This window comes from Pelagibacterium halotolerans (genome assembly GCF_044811015.1).
GTDB classification, from domain to species: Bacteria; Pseudomonadota; Alphaproteobacteria; order Rhizobiales; family Devosiaceae; genus Pelagibacterium; species Pelagibacterium halotolerans_A.
The window spans coordinates 3,220,007-3,238,217 of the sequence record NZ_CP085243.1; the positions used below are offsets into that span (position 1 = coordinate 3,220,007).

The window sequence follows — 18,211 nt, forward strand, 5'->3', positions numbered from 1 at the left end:
TCTCGATGATTCGGGTTCCTAAGACAATTTCAATGCCTTAGTGCCAAAACTGTGACAAAAACAGGTTGGTATTCAAACGCATCACACCCAAAGAGTCGATGCGGAAAGGGCATAGATGAGCATACTGGTGACTGGCGGGGCCGGATATATCGGATCGCATATGGTTCTCAACCTTGCGGATGCGGGCGAGTCGGTCGTGGTTCTGGACAACCTTGTGACCGGGTTTGACTGGCTCGTCGACCATCGTGTGACGTTCGTCAAAGGGAATGTCGCCGATACCGATCTCGTTGCACATCTGATCGCAGAACACGATATCGATGCGGTGATTCATTTCGCCGGGTCGGTGGTGGTGCCCGAGTCCGTAGTCAACCCGCTCAAATATTACGCCAACAATACCGCAGCGACCCGGACGTTGATCGAAACCTGCGTCAAAGGCGGGGTGAGCCATTTCATCTTCTCTTCGACGGCTGCCGTCTACGGGATGGTGGGGCTCGAGCCGGTTTCGGAAGACAATGTGCTCAACCCGGTTTCGCCCTATGGGAAATCCAAGCTCATGAGCGAGTGGATGCTGGCCGACGTCGCCGCGGCGCATCCGATGACCTACGGCGTCTTGCGCTACTTTAACGTGGCGGGCGCGGACCCGCAGATGCGCTCGGGTCAATCGACGGCGGGGGCGACGCACCTTATCAAGGTCGCGGTGCAGACGGCGCTGGGGCTCCGAGAGAAAATGAGTGTTTTCGGGGACGACTATCCGACACCGGACGGGACCTGCGTGCGGGACTATATCCACGTCACCGACCTCGTTGCCGCCCACGCGCTGGTGCTCGATCATTTGCGCAAGGGCGGCGATAGCGTCACGATGAACTGCGGGTATGGCCGAGGGTTTTCGGTCGACGCGGTGGTCAAGACCGTCAAGGATGTGACCGGGGTCGACTTTGCCGTCGAGCACGGGCCGCGGCGGGCGGGCGATCCGGCCTCGATCGTTGCGGGCGCAGACCGGATCCGCGCATTGGGTTGGCAGCCGCAATTTGACGATCTCACCCGCATCGTGGAGATGGCATTCGCATGGGAAAAGCATCTCGGCACACGCAACGACCGGCCTTCGGTGTTTTAGCGGCGCTTCTTGTTGCTGTTCTTTGGGCGCTACCCGGAGCGGCGCAGCCGGTTGAGAGTTTTGCGGCATTCAAGGACCGGTTCGAGGCGGTCGCGGTGGCAGCGGGCATCGACCGGGCGCTTTACCGGTCGGTGATGGGGCCGGTGGCCGAGGACCCATCGATCGCGCGGTATATCGGTGGACAGCCCGAATTCGTGACGCCCATATGGGAGTATATCGACCAGCGGGTGAGCGCGGGTCGGATCGAACGCGGGCGGGTGGCCATGGCAGCCAATGTGGGGCTGTTCGAGGCGGTCGGGAGCGCTTACGGGGTCGATCCCTATATTCTCGGCGCGATCTGGGGGATGGAGAGCGATTATGGCGCGATCCTGGGAAACACGGGATTGATAAAACCGATCATCCCGTCGCTTGCCAATCTCGCGCACCAGAGGCGCGGGCGGGTGGCCGAGGACGAGGCGGAGTTGATCGCGGCCTTGCGGATTGTCCAGAGCCAGGGGATTGCATCCGACAGTCTTGTTGGGTCGTGGGCCGGGGCAGTGGGGCATTTGCAACTCATTCCCACGGCATACCTCAGCTACGGGCAGGATGGGGATGGCGACGGGCGGGTGGACGTGCATCGCTCGCTCGCGGATGCGCTGGCAAGCTCAGCGATGTATTTGCGGGGATTGGGGTACCGATCCGGGCTCGATTGGGGTTTTGAGGTGCGTGTGCCCGAGGGGTTCGACTACCTACTCGCGGACCGGGAGGTGTTTCGGCCGATCCGGTTCTTTGCCGAGCGGGGTGTGACGCGGGTTGCGGGGCGGGAATTTTCCGATCTTGATACCGAAGTTTTCCTTTATGTGCCCGCGGGGGCATCTGGGCCGAAATTCCTGATGACGCGGAATTACCTTGTGCTCAAGGGGTACAATTTTTCCGATTCCTATGCGCTCTCGGTGGCGCATCTGACCGACAGGCTCAAGGGCGCGGGGCCGTTCGTCGCATCCTGGCCGCGCGGGACGGCGTTTCCGGACCGGCAAGAGCGGGTTGAGATCCAGCAGTGGCTTGCGGCGCTTGGGTATTATGACGGTGCGGTCGACGGGCGGATCGGACCGGTCACCCAGGCGGCCTATGCACGGTTTCAGGCGGAGCGAGGACTGGTAGCGGACGGCTTCGTTACGTCAGAAAGCCATGCGCTTTTGGCGCAGGTGGTACGCTAGGCGTGCCGCGTCCGATCGGATAAAATCACCTCATGGTTCTCAGGCGTATTTTCATCGTTCTTTCGCTGATCGTGCTCGCACTGCCTCTGGCGGTGCCTGAGGCGCTGGCGCAGAACGACCGGCCGCGCCGAAGCCTGTTCGAGGTGCTTTTCGGTAATGACGAGCCCGAGGAGCAGGCGCCGGCAACCGTGCAGCCACAGCCGCGCCGGACACAGCCAACCTCAAGCCCATCCTTTACATCGCCGCAAACCGCTACGCCCGCTCCGGCGGTCGAGAAATCCGAGAATGCGAAGCGTATCGCGGTATTCGGGGATTCGATGGCAGTCGATCTGGCGCGGGCGCTGGAGCGATTTTATGCCGACGATCCAGAAACGGTAATCCATGGCGAGGGCGTTGGATCGTCGGGTTTTGTGCGCGACGATTTTTTCGATTGGAACGCGGCACTCAATGAGGAGATCGCCGCGGACAGCTTCGATATCGCGGTGGTCATGATCGGGATCAACGACCGGCAGGCGCTCGATAGTGCAGGGCCTTTGACCGATGCGTGGAAGGCCGCGTATTCGGCGCGGATCGAGGCATTCCTTGGCGATTTGCGCGCGGCGGGCAAACCGGCCATCTGGGTTGAATTGCCGCCGATGGCGCAACCGACCTATTCGTCCGACATGGTGCAGATTTCTTCACTTCATCGGCAGGCCGTACAGGCCGCCGGTGGGGAGTGGGTGGAGACCTTCGAGCGGTTCACAGGGGAATCGGGAGGTTATTCAGAGATGGGGCCGGACCTATCGGGGCAGATCGTTTCGATGCGGAAGTCCGATGGCATCCATTTTTCGAGCGCCGGCGCGGACAAGCTCGCGTTCTATATCGACCGGGCGATCGGGGAATATCATTCGGGGGGCGGAATCACGACGGAAGTGGCCGATCCGCTCGCGGGGACCGATGCCGCGCAGATGGTGCGGCCGCCGTTTCAGGGACTCGATCAGGCGCAACTGGTGGAAATTGCCGGCGTGGTGCAGCAGATCGGCGGCGCCACGCGGCGGGCAGAGGATCTGCTGGTGGCCGGGTCGTCGCAATCCTCGGGGAGCTTTGAGTTGGACGCTCTGCTCGAGGCGCCGGCTGGGCGAGTGGATGCGTTCGGGCTCGGGGCGGAGCCCGAGGAGGCGCCAGGGGGACGATAGGGCCTCCTGTGTTGATCTTCATAGGAGCGGGTTTCAACTTACCAAAGTTTGGTATAATATGGCCGTCTGAAGAAAGAGGTTCCCGATGACCCGAAACACGTCTGTTTCCCTTGGCGATCATTTTGTGGGGTTTATCGACGATCAAGTGCAGTCGGGCCGCTACAGTTCGGCCAGCGACGTCGTGCGGGCTGGCCTCCGGCTGCTTGAAGAGCATGAGGCGAAGGTCAAGGCGCTGGAAGCAGCTCTCATTGAGGGCGAGGAGTCCGGCGAGCCGCAGCCGTTCGATAACGAGGAATTCATAGCCCGGATGCATGCGAAATACGCTGCCAAGCATGCAGGATAGACGGTTCCTGCTTTTACCGCGTGCAGACCGCGACCTCGAGGACATCTGGCTCTATACCTGCCAGCGCTGGGCACGCGATCATGCCGACATGTATCAGCGCGAGCTAAACGCCGTTTTTGAAGCGCTGGCTGCCGGTACGAAGAGGGGCCGTATGGTCGACGTGCGTTCCGGTTATTTCAAATATGCACACCGGGTGCATGTTGTTTATTTCCGCGAGCGTGAGGACGCGATCGAGATCGTGCGTATTCTGCATGGGCGCATGGACGTTGGCCGCCATCTCTAAGCCGTTGAACTGCCTGCAGGCCGGGCGATAAAGGACGGCACGAACAATGCCGCCCTTGCGTGATCGGCTACCGCGGCAATGCCGTCTGCCCCATCAGGTCCAGATCGATTGCGCGGGCGGCCTGGCGGCCTTCGCGGATGGCCCAGACGACGAGGGACTGGCCACGGCGGGCGTCGCCCGCGGCGTAGAGGCCGTCGACGGAGGTCTTGTAGCTGAACGTATCGGCAAAGACGTTTCCGCGCTTGTCGAGCTTGGCGCCGGACTGTTCGACCACGCCCTCGAAGATCGGGTGGGCGAAGCCGATGGCCATCAGGACCAAGTCGGCCTTGAGGATGAAATCCGTGCCTTCGATGGGCTTGCGCGACTGGCTCACGCGGGCGCATTTGACGCCAGTGACGTGGCCGCGCTCGTCGCCGATGATTTCCAGCGTACCGGCGGAGAACTCGCGCACAGCGCCTTCGGCCTGGGAGGATGAGGTGCGCATCTTGACCGCCCAGTTGGGCCAGGTGGCGAGCTTGTCTTCCTTGGCCGGCGGTTGGGGACGGATGTCGAGCTGGGTGACCGACACGGCGCCCTGGCGGAACGAGGTGCCGATGCAGTCCGATGCCGTATCGCCGCCACCGATGACGACGACGTGCTTGCCCGAGGCGAGGAGCTGTTCCTGATCCGAGATGTCCTCGCCGCCATTACGGCGGTTCTGCTGGATGAGGAACGGCATGGCATAGTGCACGCCCTCAAGGTCAGTACCTTCACAGCCGGGATGACGCGGGTGCTCCGAGCCGATGCACAGGAGAACCGCGTCGTGGGCGTCCTGGAGCTCCGAAAGCGGGCGGGTGACGCCGATATTTTCGCCGAAGTGGAAGATGACGCCCTCGGTTTCCATCTGACGCTGGCGGAAATCGATGTGGTGCTTTTCCATCTTGAAGTCGGGAATGCCGTAGCGCAGCAGGCCGCCGGGCTTGGGTTCGCGCTCATAGACGTGAACCTCATGGCCGACGCGGGCGAGTTGCTGGGCGGCGGCAAGGCCCGCTGGGCCCGCGCCGACGATGGCCACCTTCTTGCCGGTGCGTGTATCGGGAACCTGCGGCTTGATCCAGCCGCTGCCGATGGCGCGGTCGGCGATGGACTGCTCGACGGTCTTGATGGCGACCGGGATATCCTCGAGGTTCAGCGTACAGCCTTCCTCGCACGGGGCGGGACAGATGCGGCCGGTGAACTCGGGGAAGTTGTTGGTCGAATGCAGGTTGCGCGCTGCTTCTTGCCAGTCGCCGTTCCAGACGAGATCGTTCCAATCGGGGATCTGGTTGTTGACCGGGCATCCCGTATTCTCGTTGTGACAGTAGGGGATGCCGCAATCCATGCAGCGCGCCGCCTGGTTCTTGACCTCGTTCTCGGTCAGCGGAATGGTGAACTCGCCGAAATGGCGGATGCGGTCCGAGGCAGGCTCGTAGCGCTGTTCCTGACGATCGATTTCGAGAAAGCCGGTAACCTTACCCATGCTTTCCTCCCTTATTCCGCGGCCGGGCGCTGCTTGGAGCCGCCCATGCGCTTTTCTTCCATTTCCCGCATCGCCCGTCGGTACTCGACGGGCATGACCTTGACGAATTTGGGCCGGTAGGTCTCCCAATCGTCGAGGATCGTTTTCGCCCGGTCCGAGCCGGTATAGTGCAGGTGGTTCGCGATGAGCTGGTAGAGGCGCTCGTCGTCGTGCTTGGTCATGTCCGCCGAGACATCGACGCGACCGTGCCATTCGAGGTCGCCCCCGTGATGGTGCAGCTTCTGCATCAGCTCTTCTTCCTCGGTCACGGGCTCGAGATCGACCATGGCGAGGTTGCAGCGGCGGGCGAAATCGCCTTCTTCGTCAAGAACGTAGGCGACGCCGCCGGACATGCCCGCCGCGAAGTTGCGGCCGGTTTTACCGATGACGACGACGAGGCCGCCGGTCATGTACTCGCAGCCATGGTCGCCCGTGCCTTCGACGACGGCAATGGCGCCGGAGTTGCGGACGGCGAAGCGTTCACCGGCGACGCCGCGGAAGTAGCATTCGCCCGAGATCGCGCCGTAGAGCACGGTGTTGCCGACGATCATGGACTCTTCAGGAACGATCTTTGCCTGCTCCGAGGGCCGGATGACGAGGCGACCGCCCGAGAGGCCCTTGCCGACATAGTCGTTGGCGTCGCCGACGAGATCGAAGCTGATGCCCTTGGCGAGGAAGGCGCCGAAGCTCTGGCCGGCGGTGCCGCGGAACGTGATGGAAATCGTGTCGTCCGGCAGGCCCTTCAGGCCGTAGCGGGTGGCGAGTTCGCCCGAGAGCATGGCGCCGGTGGCACGGTTCAGCGATCGGATCGGCATGTCGAACTTGACGGGTTCGCGATTTTCGAGCGCCGGCATGGCCTTCTTGATCAGCTCGCGATCGAGGATCGCTTCGAGGTGATGGTTCTGGGCCTCCGAATGATAGATTGTGTCGCCGCCAATGGGCTCGGGCTTATAAAAGAGCTTGGAGAAATCCAGGCCTTTGGCCTTCCAGTGGTTGACGAGCTTGGTCTGATCGAGGAGGTCCGAGCGCCCGACGAGTTCGTTGAGCGTCCGCGCGCCGAGCTGGGCCATGATGCCGCGCAGTTCCTCGGCGACATAGAAGAAGTAGTTGATGACATGCTCGGGCGTGCCCTTGAAGCGCTTGCGCAACACGGGGTCCTGGGTGGCGATGCCGACCGGGCAGGTGTTGAGGTGACACTTGCGCATCATGATGCAGCCCGCCGCGATGAGCGGGGCGGTCGAGAAGCCGAATTCGTCGGCACCCAGAAGTGCACCGATGAGGACGTCGCGGCCGGTCTTGAGACCGCCGTCGACCTGGAGCTTGACGCGCGAGCGCAAGCGGTTGAGGACGAGGGTCTGGTGGGTTTCAGCGAGGCCGATTTCCCACGGACCGCCCGCGTGCTTGAGGCTGGTCAGCGGTGAAGCGCCCGTACCGCCATCGTAGCCGGAGATGGTGATGTGGTCCGCGCGCGCCTTGGCGACGCCGGCGGCGACGGTGCCGACACCGACTTCGGAGACGAGCTTGACCGAGACGTCTGCCTTGGGGTTGACGTTCTTCAAATCGTAGATGAGCTGCGCCAGATCCTCGATCGAATAGATGTCGTGGTGCGGCGGGGGCGATATGAGCCCGACGCCCGGCGTCGAGTGGCGTGTCTTGGCGATCACCCAGTCGACCTTGTGGCCGGGGAGCTGGCCGCCCTCGCCGGGCTTGGCGCCCTGGGCCACCTTGATCTGGAGCATATCGGCGTTGACGAGGTATTCGGTGGTGACGCCGAAACGGCCCGAAGCGATCTGCTTGATGGCTGAGCGCTGGGGGTTCATCGAACCATCGGGGAGCGGATAGAAGCGGTCGGGCTCCTCGCCGCCTTCGCCGGTGTTGGACTTGCCGCCGATCCTGTTCATCGCAATCGCGAGCGAAGTATGGGCCTCGCGGGAGATCGAGCCGAAGCTCATCGCGCCGGTGGAGAACCGGCGGACGATGGATTCAGCGGATTCGACCTCCGAGATGTCGATGGGGTCGCCGATGGGCTTAACGCCGAACATGGAGCGGATCGTCAGGAAGCGCTCGTTCTCGCCGTTGACGGCCTTTGCGAAGGCGTCATAGCGCTCCTGCGCGGATTCCGCGTTGTCTTCCTTGGTGCGGACGGCGTGCTGGAGGTTTGCGACGATGCCGGGATCCCACGCGTGGGCCTCGCCCCGGATGCGATAAGCATATTCGCCGCCCACATCGAGCGTCTTGCGCAAGACGTAGTCATCGCCGAAGGCGAGGACGTGACGGCGCAGGGTTTCCTCGGCAATTGCGGCGAGATCGACGCCTTCGATGGTCGTCGCGGTGCCGGTGAAGAATTTGTCCACGAGGCTCGTCGACAGGCCCACGGCGTCGAAGATCTGGGCGCCGCAATAGGACTGATAGGTCGAGATGCCCATCTTGGACATGATCTTCAAAAGACCCTTGCCCACCGACTTGATGTAGCGGTGGATCACCTCGGTGGCGTCGACCTCGGGCGGGAACTGGCCTTCTGCATGCATGGCCGCGAGGGTTTCGAACGCCAGATAGGGGTTGATCGCCTCGGCGCCGTAGCCTGCGAGGACAGCGAAGTGGTGCACTTCGCGCGCTTCGCCGGTTTCCACCACGAGGCCCGAGGATGTGCGCAGGCCCTTGCGGATGAGGTGATGGTGCACGGCGGCGGTTGCGAGCAGCGCCGGGATTGCGATGCGCTTGGCCGAGACGAGCCGGTCGGAGAGGACAATGATGTTATGGCCGCCCAGAACGGCCTTCTCGGCGCGCTGGCAGAGTCGATCGAGCGCCTCATCCATCCCCTCGGCGCCCTTTTCGGCGTTGTAGGTGATGTCGAGCGTGACGGTCTGGAACTGGTTGTCGGCCATGTCACCGATGGCGCGGATCTTTTCGAGATCCTCGTTGGTGAGGATGGGCTGGCGCACTTCGAGCCGCTTGACGGTCGAGAGGCCCTCAAGATCGAAGAGGTTCGGGCGCGGGCCGATGAAGGAGACGAGGCTCATCACCGATTCTTCGCGGATCGGGTCGATGGGCGGGTTCGTGACCTGCGCGAAGTTCTGCTTGAAATAGGTGTAAAGCAGCTTGGGCTTGTCCGAGAGCGCCGAAATCGGCGTGTCGGTGCCCATCGAACCCACGGCTTCCTGGCCCGTCGTCGCCATCGGCGTCATCAGGTGCTTGACGTCTTCGATGGTATAGCCGAAGGCCTGCATGCGATCGAGCAGGCTTTCCGTGGTCTGCGGGGCCTTGGGCTCAGTTTCGGGCAGGTCCTCGAGCACGATCTGCGTGCGTGCCAGCCACTGGGCGTAGGGATGCTTGCCCGTCAGGGACTTCTTCATCTCCTCGTCGGAAACGATGCGGCCTTCCTCAAGATCGATCAGAAGCATGCGGCCGGGCTGGAGGCGCCAGCGCTCGACGACGTCTTCGTCGGGAATGTCGAGCACGCCGGATTCCGAGGCCAGGACGACGTGGCCCTCGCGGGTGATGAGGTACCGCGCAGGGCGGAGGCCGTTGCGGTCGAGCGTTGCGGCGATGTAGCGGCCGTCCGACAGGCACATGGCGGCCGGGCCGTCCCACGGCTCCATCAGCGAGGCGTGATACTCGTAGAACGCCTTGCGCTCGTCATCCATCAGGACGTTATCGGCCCAGGCTTCGGGAATCATCATCATCGCGGCGTGGGGCAGCGAATAGCCGCCGCGCACGAGAAATTCGAGCGCGTTGTCGAAGCAGGCGGTATCGGACTGGCCCTCGTACGAGATCGGCCAGATCTTGGTGATCTCGTCGCCGAAATGCTTGGAGGCGACCGATGCCTGGCGCGCGGCCATCCAGTTGACGTTGCCGCGGATGGTGTTGATCTCACCGTTGTGGATCGTCATCCGGTAGGGGTGCGCGAGCTTCCAGGACGGGAAGGTATTCGTGGAGAAACGCTGGTGGACGAGCGCGATGGCGCTCTCAAAGGCTTCATCGTGAAGATCGAGATAGAACTTGCCGAGTTGGTCGGCGAGGAACATCCCCTTATAAACGATCGTGCGGGCGGACATCGAGACGATGTAGAAACCGTTATCGCCCTCGCTCTCGGGGATTTCCTTATAGATGCGGTTCGAGATCACCTTGCGCGCGATCAGGAGCTTGCGCTCGTAGGCGTCGAGATCGAGCCCTTCGGGGCGCGAAACGAACATCTGCTCGATGATCGGCTGGGTGGCGATGACGCCGTCGGACAGCGCGGAATTGTCGAAGGGCACGACGCGCTCGCCGAGCACCGAAAGCCCCTCGGATTCGAGACACTTGCGCACGAGCGCCGCGCAGCGGTCCCGCAGGGCAGCATCGTTGGGATAAAAGATCATGATCGGCGCGTAAGCGCCTGCTTCGGGCAGAACAAAATCGACGGTCTTTGCGAAAAATTCGTGCGGGATTTGAACGAGAATGCCCGCGCCATCGCCCATCAACGGGTCAGCGCCCACGGCGCCACGATGCTCGAGGTTCTCGAGAATTTCGAGACCCTTCTGCACGACTTCGTGCGACTTTTTGTTCTTGATGTTGGCAATCATGCCGATGCCGCAGGCATCGTGCTCGTTGCGCGGGTCGTAGAGGCCCCGGGCGGCGTTGGCCGGTTTGGTCGCGCGCACGGGTGCCGCAGAAACACTCATGTCGATCAAACGCTTGTCAAATTCGCCCATAATCAAGGTCCTCGCCAAAGTTCCCGAAACGCTCTCTCCCGTCCGGGGGCAGGTCACTCCCTCGGGTCGTACAGTTGGTTTGTACGGCTCGGCGAGAGCGGCCTAATATTTACGTTATGGGTAGCACTGCATCCAAATGGCCACCCCCTGTTTCGGACCGAACCGGCCCCGTTCTTTGGTCCCGACAGCACTGGAAAGCCAGCGCAGTGACCGCGAACGCCGCGCGAAGCCTCCGGGAGACGGATGGGCAGCGCGGTTATTTGTTTGTCGGTTGCGTTTCGCTTGCGCAGGCCTACCGGTCCGAACCGGAAAAGTGGTGCCCACTTTCCCCCGAAACGCTCCAAGCGCACCTTCTTGCATAAAAAAGCGCGAGGTTCACCTGAATTTATGTGTCCTTGCCGGGCCCGGCAACCGCCAGAGGCCCGGAAATTCCTCCAATATTGGACAATAGTGCTGTCCTAATTGGCGCGCGAATTTGGCAGATTTTTACCGATCCGGCAAGTGGTGTGTGGAAATTGGGGGCAAGGGGGGCCGCAGAGACGGGATTGCCGGTTTCAGAATGCATGCGGGCACCGGCTGGAGTCGCCGGCGCCCGCAGGGAACGCTTATCTAAAAGCAGTAAGCACCGTGTTCGTTCAACCGTTGCTTTTATATGGCCGGCGCGGCGGACCGCGCCGGTTTTCGGGGCGCGAGAGAGGGGAACTCGCGCTTAGTTGACGGTCTTGTCCTCGATCGTCTTGGCGTCCGAGGTCTTGATATCGATCTGGCGCGGACGCTTGGATTCGGGCAGTTCGCGCTTCAGGTCGATATGGAGCAGACCGTTTTCGAGGGACGCACCGGAGACCTCGACATGCTCGGCAAGCTGGAAGCGCAACTCGAATGCGCGTTCGGCAATGCCGCGATGGAGGAATTCGCGGTTCCCGTTCGAAGTGCCTTCGGGGCGAGCGCCCTTGATCAGAAGGCTATTTTCCTTGGTTTCCACGGCGATATCGCCCGGAGCGAACCCGGCGACAGCAACCGAAACGCGGTAGGTGTCCTCATCGGTGCGTTCGATGTTGTAGGGCGGGTAGCTCTTGGCCTCCTCGCTCACGAGATTGTCGAGGCGCGAGAACAGACGGTCGAAACCGACAGTGGAGCGGTAGAAGGGGGTGAAATCGAGACGTTGCATCGGTGTTCTCCTTTCAAAGCAAGAATCACGTCTCCGTCCCGGAGCAAATCTCCCGTTTTGGCGAGCCACCTCCGGACCGGTGTCCCCGGATTATCCGGCGGACAGCAATGAGGTAGGTACGGCATTTGAGTGGTTCAAGACCCGTCAAGCCGACCCGTCCGGGTTTTTGGTTGGGCTCTAAATGGCGCGAGCGTTCGGCACATGAATGGAAAATGAATGGACCGCTCGGACTGCATTCAGACGGTATGGGTTAGACAAGCATCATGTGAACAGCCGAAAGGCGTTCGCAACAAGACGCAGGCGCCATTCACCGCCCCCCGCAATGGGGCCTGCCGATCAGGATGCACCCGTCCGCCAGCGCGGGTGGGTGCATCTTTTTTGTTTGTCAGCACGCACGGCTCTTCGTAACCTTCCGGGGCGAAATCGCCGGAGTGCCGACAGACCGTGAACATCAAGGCCGATATCCCAGCCGCCCGTTTCCACCCCATCCCGTCCAATCCCGTGCCCGAGGGTGGCCGCGCCGGCATGTTCACAACCGCCGACGGGGCCCGGCTGCGCTATGGGGTTTTTCCGCGCCTTGGGGCCGAGCATAAGGGAACCGTTTGTCTCGTGCCGGGGCGCGCTGAGTTCATCGAGAAATATTTCGAGACGATCGGCGACTTCCAGAAGCGCGGATTTGCGGTGGCAACGTTCGATCTGCGCGGGCAGGGCGGGTCCGAGCGGTTGGCGCGCGATCCTCTCGCCGGACATGTCGAGGATTTCGACGACTATTGGACGGACCTGACGAGTTTCCATAGCCAAATTCTTCTGCCCGACTGTCCGCCACCCTATTTCCTCGTCGGACATTCGACCGGCGGGCTGGTGGCGTTGCTGGCAGCGGCGCGGGACCGAATCATGTTCGACAGGGCGTTCCTGTCATCGCCCATGATTGGGCTCGAAGGACTGCCCTTCGGGATGACATGGACGCGGCGAGTGCTCAACGTGGCGCGGTTTTTGGGCTTTGGGCGGATGCCGTTGGGGCGCAAGGAAGATCGGGCGATGAGTGCCGATACGTTTGAAGGGAACCCGCTGACCGGGGACCGGGCGCGGTATATGCGGGGTGTCGAGACGCTTGCTGTAGCGCCGGAGCTTGCTGTCGGTGCGCCGACGGTGTCCTGGATCGCGTCGGCACTGACCGCAATGGAAGAGGTCGATGCGTATGGCTTTCCCGCCAGCCTCAAGATACCCGTTTTTATTGCAGCAGCGGCATGCGACCGGGTGGTTTCGACGGCGGCGACGGAGATGCTGGGATTGCGGATGCGGACGGGGCATCATGTCGTGCTTCCCGGGGCACGGCATGAATTGTTCATGGAGACCGACGCGATCCGGGCGCAGCTTTTCGCGGCGTTCGATGCGTTTGTGACCGAGCAGAGCGCGTAGCGTCAGGCGAGCATGGCCTCGCGCAGGACTTCCATCGCTTCCTCGTGCAACTCCGGCGTTGCCGCCGCGATGCAGGTGCCGCCTTTTTCGGCGCGGCCGCCGTCCCAGGTGGTGACGATGCCGCCAGCGCCCTCCATGATGGGGACTAAGGGAGCGATGTCGACGTCTTTTAGACGGGCTTCTATGACAAGATCGATGTGGCCGGAGGCCAACAGGCAGTAGCCGTAGCAATCGAGCCCATAGCGCATCTGCAGTACACGTTCGTGGATGGCCTGCCAGCCCGCGGCATAGGGGCCGGTGAACATCTCGGGCGTTGTCGTGGTGGCACGGGCGGTCGCGAGGCTTTTCGCGGAGCTGGTCTTGAGCTGGATTTCGGTCTCGCCCCGTCGGTAGGTGGATGTGCCGTCGATACCGGTCCAGGTTTCACCGGTGAAGGGTTGTTCCATCATTCCGGCAATGGCGCGGCCGTCTTGGGTGAGACCGATCAGCGTGCCCCAAACGGGGACGCCGGAGATGAAGGCGCGGGTGCCGTCGATAGGGTCGATGATCCAGGTGAAGGCACTGCCGGTGGTCTTGTCCTCCCACTCCTCGCCGATGATGGCGTGATCGGGGAAGTGGCGGTGGATGACCTCGCGAATCGCGGTTTCGGCGCCGCGGTCGGCCTCCGTGACGGGGTCGAAGCCGGTGCTCAATTTGTTGTCCACAGACAATTGCGTACGGAAGTGGGAGAGCGTGAGCGCGCGGGCGGCGGCGGCGGCTTCCATCATGGTGGCCCGGATCGAATCGGGGCCCGGCGCTGCGTCGTGTGAAATTTTCATGAACTGCCAGACGGTTGAAAAAACGGGCTGAAACGAGTGGAATCCGGCGTGATTGCCTCAGAGGTAAACAAAAAGTTCACAAAAGTGATTCCTTTTTGCAACACGAGTCGCGGATTGCATACACATTCGTGCCAAGCGGCTTGCGCTTTTTACCAAAAAGGTTCAAGCACGATATTGCATGATGGTTTGGCAATTCGTCGAGTCTTCTCTCGAAGGTGAGAATTGCCAACGTTTCCTCCCTTGACTGGGGCCGCTCTGAGCGGCCCACTCTTTTTCCTATCAAAAGAATTGTCGTTTGGAATCCGATCGAATATTGGATCAGGCTCTTATTCCGCCGCGGCTTGCGTGCGGGCGACGGACGTATAGTCGAAGCCGGCCAGCGCGGAAACGAGGCTGGTGGCGAGCTTCTGCATGGGCGAGAAGCCCGAATGGCGTACAAGTGTCAGCTCGTGCATGTAGAGATGACGGCTGATCTCGATTTGCAGGCAGTGCATACCGTATTGCGGCCGGCCATAGGTGCGGGTGGTATGTCCGCCGGCATAGGGGCGGTTGCGGGCGACCTTCAGTCCGGCGCTTGAAAAGACGGTTTCAACGAGGTCCATGATCGCTGGGGCGCAGGTGGTGCCGTAGCGGTCTCCCAAGACGATGTCGGGGGCCGTGCGGTCGTTGCCCCGATGCAGGCGCGGCATGGAGTGGCAGTCGATCAGGACCGCGACGCCGAAGCGGTTCATGGTTTCGGTCAGTAGGCCTTGCAGGGTCTTGTGGTAGGGCCGGTAGATGCCCTCGATGCGCATCGCGGCGTCTTCGAGGGTCAAAAGTTCGCGATAGATGGGGCGGTTTTCCGAGACGATGCGCGCTATGGTGCCCAGTCCCGCGGCGATGCGCGGGGAGGTCGTGTTGAAATGCTCGGGGAGCTTGTCGCGGAACATGCGCGGGTCGAGCTCGTAGGGCTCGCGGTTGATATCGAGATAGGCGCGCGGGAAATGCGCGCGAAGCATGGGGATGCCCATATGCGGCGCGCGGGCGAAGAGCTCGTCGACATACGCGTCTTCGGACTGGCGGATTGTGGTCTCATCGAGCTTTGAAAGCGCGAGGAAGCGCGCCGGATAATCGCGGCCCGAATGCGAGGAGTTGAGAACGAGCGGCGCGATCTGGCGGCGGGGTCGGATGGTTTCGAAAGCCGGCCTATCGTGAAAATCGCTACGCACACCCAGTCCTTTTGGTTCGAATCCGTCCCGCACCCCTCGCTGGCAAGTTTGCCCGTTGGCCGGGGAATTGTCCACCATTACACGTGTGCGGGTAACCATCTGCAGTAACCAACGGAACGGTGAATCCCTATGCGGCCGATATTGTCTTGGGTATAGGTTCCGGCCAACATGCGAATCATCAGGGCGAACATCCCGAAGGGAAGCTCCAGTAATGACGATGCACCGGATCCTCTTGGCCGAAGACGACTCCGACATGCGGCGGTTTTTGACCCGCGCGCTCAAGAACGCAGGGTATGACGTGGTTGCCTTCGACAACGGGAAGTCGGCCTATGAGCGTTTGCGCGAGGAGCCGTTCACATTATTGTTGTCCGACATTGTGATGCCGGAGATGGACGGGATCGAACTGGCGCGGCGCGCGACGGAACTCGATCCCGATCTCAAGGTGATGTTCATCACCGGGTTCGCCGCGGTCGCGCTCAACCCCGACAGTGAAGCGCCCAAGGGGGCTTCTGTGCTCTCGAAACCCTTCCATCTGCGCGATCTGGTGGGCGAGGTCGAGCGGCTTCTCGCGGCTTGAACGCTGGACCGCTATTTTCGATTTTTGAGGCTTGACCGGGGCGCGTTTTTTGTGGTCTATCCCCGATCACCGCGCGGGTCCAACGGGCCGGCGTTCAAAGGAACGGGCGTGTAGCTCAGCGGGAGAGCACTACGTTGACATCGTAGGGGTCACTGGTTCAATCCCAGTCACGCCCACCATTCCTTTTCCGTTCCTTCGACCGCACTTTTCTTTATCCGTATCGGGTGCGGCAGGCGGGTGTGTAGCTCAGCGGGAGAGCACTGCCTTCACACGGCAGGGGTCACTGGTTCAATCCCAGTCACACCCACCATTTCTTCACTCCCTGGATACAGAAAAGCCTGTTCCTAAGAGCTCTCCGAAGCACGTCATCTCTAGAGTTGCGCTCCACCCGGACTCGTCGTGTCGCCAGAACCGCGTTTCGAGCAAGAACATCCGATCCAGTTCCCTGAGCGCTTCGATTTCCGTTACACCGGATATTGTACGTTGGAAACCGATGTGCCCGAAGAACTCTGCAAATTCGGAATATTCCATCCCGTTAACAAGGTTCCCCTCGAAAACAAGAGCTTCTGATCGCAACGATTGCGTCCATGAACGGCAATTCTCTTCCAAATCTGTCTGATCGCTATTGTCGAGTACGAGAACACGAGAGATGACGACGCGATTTCGGTCCCAGCTATAGTGAACGGCAATCTCCTCAAATCCATCGATATCCTGAAGGTAGTTCTCCAATCGCAATGCGCCGAAATCCATCATAGATGGCGTGTCATTCAAGAAGCGATTGGCGGTAGCATCCGGCCCTGCAACCGCCTCGCCCGCGAGCCACGCAGCAACAAAGATCGTAAATGCGATGGTTTTTCTCATAGTTCCCCCTTCATTTGGAGCAATAGATAACACCATGCGCTCTGCGGCTACCGCTTGCCAACCGTAGAGGGCAGCTAGAATAGTTGTCATCTTCGCTGATCCCTCCTTCACCAAACATCGTTTGGCCACGCGCTTCTGCTCGCATAGTCTCGTGATTCAATAAGCCGCAACAAAGCGGCGGGATGAACGATGCGAGGACATATCATCATGGCGCATGCCGATATTCTCAAAGCTGCTTTTCTGACCGAGGCCGAGCTTTCCGGGGGAACGCTCGCGGTTACGTCTCCGATCGATGGGGGGCATCTGGCGGATGTGAAGGTGCATTCGGCCGGAGAGGTCGAGGCGATGATCGGGAAGGCGAAGGCCGCCTTTGCGGATTGGCGTCGGGTGCCCGCGCCGCGGCGGGGGGAACTTATTCGGCTCTTTGGCGAGGAATTGCGGGCGGCCAAGGAGGCGCTCGGGGCGCTGGTGACGGTCGAGAACGGGAAAATCCTGCAGGAAGGCCTGGGCGAAGTTCAGGAGATGATCGATATCTGCGATCTCGCCGTGGGACAGTCGCGGCAGCTTTATGGGTTGACGATTGCGTCCGAGCGGCCGGGGCATGCGATGCGCGAGAGCTGGCATCCGCTCGGGGTGACCGGGGTTATTTCGGCGTTCAATTTCCCCGTCGCCGTGTTCGCGTGGAATTTCGCGCTTGCGACGGTGTGCGGGAACACAACGATTTGGAAGCCGTCGGAAAAGACCCCCCTGACCGCGCTGGCGGTGGAAAAGATCTTCCAAAAGGCGCTCGAGCGGTTCGGGGCGGATGCGCCCGAGGGGCTTCTGCAGGTCGCCGTCGGGGGCGCGGAGGTCGGGGAGGCGCTGACCGGATCGCAGGACGTGCCGCTGATTTCCGCGACCGGGTCGACGCGCATGGGACGGATTGTCGGGCCCAGGGTCGCCGAGCGCTTCGGCAAGGCGATCCTTGAGTTGGGTGGCAACAACGCCATGATCGTGGCGCCATCGGCGGATATCGAGAACGCGACGCGCGCAATCGTCTTTTCCGCGGTCGGAACGTGCGGTCAGCGTTGCACGAGTTTGCGGCGGCTGATCGTGCATGAGGATATTGCCGAGGACCTCGTTGGGCGGCTTAAAAAGGTCTATGCGGGGCTGCCGATCGGCAATCCGCTTGAAAAGGGCGTGCTGGTCGGGCCGCTGATCGATGTGCACGCATTCGAGATGATGGAAAAGGCGCTCGCGGCTGCCAGGGCGCAGGGCGGGACAGTGAGCGGTGGCGGCAAGGCCGACGGCGTTGACGGCGGGGTCTATGTGCATCCGGCGATTGTCGAGATGCCGGGGCAGACCGAGATCGTCAAGGCCGAGACCTTTGCGCCGATCCTTTATGTGATGACCTACAAGACGCTCGAAGAGGCGATTGCGCTGCATAACGATGTGCCGCAGGGGCTTTCAAGCTGCATCTTTTCGACGGACGTGCGCGAGACCGAGACGTTTCTTTCCGCCATCGGGTCCGATTGCGGGATCGCCAATGTCAATATCGGGCCTTCGGGCGCGGAAATCGGCGGAGCGTTCGGCGGGGAGAAGGAGACCGGCGGCGGGCGCGAGAGCGGATCGGATGCCTGGAAGGCCTATATGCGGCGGCAGACCAACACGGTCAATTACTCGTCCGAACTGCCGTTGGCACAGGGGATCAAGTTCGAAATCTAGCCGCTCCGGTCAAGCGGGCGTTAACCGCAATCCCAGTCTTTTGAACCTGCGCGCGCGGCGTCAGGACTCCCTTAAGTGTCACCTCGCAAGACTGGCATGAGGGCAAGTCCGTCATGC

14 protein-coding genes and 2 tRNA genes are annotated in these 18,211 nt (G+C 61.6%); 10 read left to right on the plus strand and 6 right to left on the minus strand.

Annotated elements, in window-relative coordinates; all coding sequences use genetic code 11:
• Nucleotides 1–115 precede the first annotated feature (115 nt).
• From galE to LG281_RS15560, 5 genes are all read left to right on the plus strand, one after another.
• Nucleotides 116–1,114: a UDP-glucose 4-epimerase GalE gene (gene galE, locus LG281_RS15540; RefSeq protein WP_404402267.1), complete on the plus strand. Its 999-nt coding sequence runs from the start codon at nucleotides 116–118 to the stop codon at nucleotides 1,112–1,114.
• Entirely contained in the window at nucleotides 1,066–2,310 is a 1,245-nt protein-coding gene (locus LG281_RS15545) for a lytic murein transglycosylase (protein WP_404402269.1), read from the plus strand. The genes galE and LG281_RS15545 overlap by 49 nt, the downstream gene beginning before the upstream one ends.
• A gap of 32 nt (nucleotides 2,311–2,342) precedes the next feature.
• On the plus strand, nucleotides 2,343–3,485 hold the full coding sequence (locus LG281_RS15550; RefSeq protein ID WP_404402270.1) for a DUF459 domain-containing protein: 1,143 nt from the start codon (nucleotides 2,343–2,345) through the stop codon (nucleotides 3,483–3,485).
• A gap of 85 nt (nucleotides 3,486–3,570) precedes the next feature.
• Entirely contained in the window at nucleotides 3,571–3,828 is a 258-nt protein-coding gene (locus tag LG281_RS15555; protein ID WP_404402272.1) for a type II toxin-antitoxin system ParD family antitoxin, read from the plus strand.
• Nucleotides 3,818–4,111 (plus strand): type II toxin-antitoxin system RelE/ParE family toxin, encoded by a 294-nt coding sequence (locus tag LG281_RS15560; protein ID WP_404402274.1) that lies wholly within the window; start codon nucleotides 3,818–3,820, stop codon nucleotides 4,109–4,111. Before LG281_RS15555 ends, LG281_RS15560 begins: the two co-directional genes overlap by 11 nt.
• 67 nt (nucleotides 4,112–4,178) lie before the next feature.
• On the opposite strand, the gene LG281_RS15565 is transcribed toward LG281_RS15560, so the two are convergent.
• The 3 genes from LG281_RS15565 to LG281_RS15575 all read right to left on the minus strand — a co-directional run bounded on the left by LG281_RS15565 (nucleotide 4,179) and on the right by LG281_RS15575 (nucleotide 11,507).
• Complete coding sequence (locus LG281_RS15565; RefSeq protein WP_404402276.1) at nucleotides 4,179–5,609, minus strand: glutamate synthase subunit beta; 1,431 nt, start codon at nucleotides 5,607–5,609, stop codon at nucleotides 4,179–4,181.
• Between the two features lie 11 nt (nucleotides 5,610–5,620).
• The gene (gltB, locus tag LG281_RS15570) at nucleotides 5,621–10,339 is read right to left on the minus strand and encodes a glutamate synthase large subunit (RefSeq protein ID WP_404402278.1); all 4,719 of its coding nucleotides are present in this window, start codon (nucleotides 10,337–10,339) and stop codon (nucleotides 5,621–5,623) included.
• Nucleotides 10,340–11,048: 709 nt separating this feature from the next.
• On the minus strand, nucleotides 11,049–11,507 hold the full coding sequence (locus tag LG281_RS15575) for an Hsp20 family protein (protein WP_404402280.1): 459 nt from the start codon (nucleotides 11,505–11,507) through the stop codon (nucleotides 11,049–11,051).
• A gap of 444 nt (nucleotides 11,508–11,951) precedes the next feature.
• On the opposite strand from LG281_RS15575, the gene LG281_RS15580 reads away from it, so the two are divergent.
• Nucleotides 11,952–12,926, plus strand: coding sequence for an alpha/beta fold hydrolase (locus tag LG281_RS15580; RefSeq protein ID WP_404402282.1), 975 nt, complete (start codon nucleotides 11,952–11,954; stop codon nucleotides 12,924–12,926).
• Between the two features lie 2 nt (nucleotides 12,927–12,928).
• On the opposite strand, the gene hisN is transcribed toward LG281_RS15580, so the two are convergent.
• A complete protein-coding gene (gene hisN, locus LG281_RS15585; protein WP_404402284.1) occupies nucleotides 12,929–13,744 on the minus strand; it encodes a histidinol-phosphatase in 816 nt (271 codons plus the stop codon).
• A 326-nt stretch (nucleotides 13,745–14,070) separates the two neighbouring features.
• Nucleotides 14,071–14,952, minus strand: a complete 882-nt coding sequence (locus LG281_RS15590) for an N-formylglutamate amidohydrolase (RefSeq protein WP_404402286.1) — start codon at nucleotides 14,950–14,952, stop codon at nucleotides 14,071–14,073.
• 217 nt (nucleotides 14,953–15,169) lie between these two features.
• On the opposite strand from LG281_RS15590, the gene cpdR reads away from it, so the two are divergent.
• The 3 genes from cpdR to LG281_RS15605 all read left to right on the plus strand — a co-directional run bounded on the left by cpdR (nucleotide 15,170) and on the right by LG281_RS15605 (nucleotide 15,839).
• On the plus strand, nucleotides 15,170–15,529 hold the full coding sequence (gene cpdR / locus LG281_RS15595) for a cell cycle two-component system response regulator CpdR (RefSeq protein WP_304622653.1): 360 nt from the start codon (nucleotides 15,170–15,172) through the stop codon (nucleotides 15,527–15,529).
• A gap of 104 nt (nucleotides 15,530–15,633) precedes the next feature.
• Nucleotides 15,634–15,708, plus strand: a tRNA-Val gene (locus tag LG281_RS15600).
• 56 nt (nucleotides 15,709–15,764) lie between these two features.
• Nucleotides 15,765–15,839 (plus strand) — tRNA-Val (locus tag LG281_RS15605).
• A 5-nt stretch (nucleotides 15,840–15,844) separates the two neighbouring features.
• Here LG281_RS15605 and LG281_RS15610 read toward each other — a convergent pair.
• Nucleotides 15,845–16,480 (minus strand): hypothetical protein, encoded by a 636-nt coding sequence (locus tag LG281_RS15610; protein ID WP_404402288.1) that lies wholly within the window; start codon nucleotides 16,478–16,480, stop codon nucleotides 15,845–15,847.
• Nucleotides 16,481–16,597: 117 nt separating this feature from the next.
• Between LG281_RS15610 and LG281_RS15615 the strand changes: the two genes are divergently transcribed.
• Nucleotides 16,598–18,094, plus strand: coding sequence for an aldehyde dehydrogenase family protein (locus LG281_RS15615; RefSeq protein ID WP_404406788.1), 1,497 nt, complete (start codon nucleotides 16,598–16,600; stop codon nucleotides 18,092–18,094).
• Nucleotides 18,095–18,211 lie beyond the last annotated feature (117 nt).

Excerpts from the sequence above, each read along its gene's own strand:
- galE (WP_404402267.1), top strand. The coding sequence starts at position 116 with ATGAGCATACTGGTGACTGGCGGGGCCGGATATATCGGATCGCATATG.
- LG281_RS15545 (WP_404402269.1), top strand. The coding sequence starts at position 1,066 with ATGGGAAAAGCATCTCGGCACACGCAACGACCGGCCTTCGGTGTTTTA.
- LG281_RS15550 (WP_404402270.1), top strand. The coding sequence starts at position 2,343 with ATGGTTCTCAGGCGTATTTTCATCGTTCTTTCGCTGATCGTGCTCGCA.
- LG281_RS15555 (WP_404402272.1), top strand. The coding sequence starts at position 3,571 with ATGACCCGAAACACGTCTGTTTCCCTTGGCGATCATTTTGTGGGGTTT.
- LG281_RS15560 (WP_404402274.1), top strand. The coding sequence starts at position 3,818 with ATGCAGGATAGACGGTTCCTGCTTTTACCGCGTGCAGACCGCGACCTC.
- LG281_RS15565 (WP_404402276.1), bottom strand. The coding sequence starts at position 5,609 with ATGGGTAAGGTTACCGGCTTTCTCGAAATCGATCGTCAGGAACAGCGC.
- gltB (WP_404402278.1), bottom strand. The coding sequence starts at position 10,339 with ATGGGCGAATTTGACAAGCGTTTGATCGACATGAGTGTTTCTGCGGCA.
- LG281_RS15575 (WP_404402280.1), bottom strand. The coding sequence starts at position 11,507 with ATGCAACGTCTCGATTTCACCCCCTTCTACCGCTCCACTGTCGGTTTC.
- hisN (WP_404402284.1), bottom strand. The coding sequence starts at position 13,744 with ATGAAAATTTCACACGACGCAGCGCCGGGCCCCGATTCGATCCGGGCC.
- cpdR (WP_304622653.1), top strand. The coding sequence starts at position 15,170 with ATGCACCGGATCCTCTTGGCCGAAGACGACTCCGACATGCGGCGGTTT.
- LG281_RS15610 (WP_404402288.1), bottom strand. The coding sequence starts at position 16,480 with ATGACAACTATTCTAGCTGCCCTCTACGGTTGGCAAGCGGTAGCCGCA.
- LG281_RS15615 (WP_404406788.1), top strand. The coding sequence starts at position 16,598 with ATGGCGCATGCCGATATTCTCAAAGCTGCTTTTCTGACCGAGGCCGAG.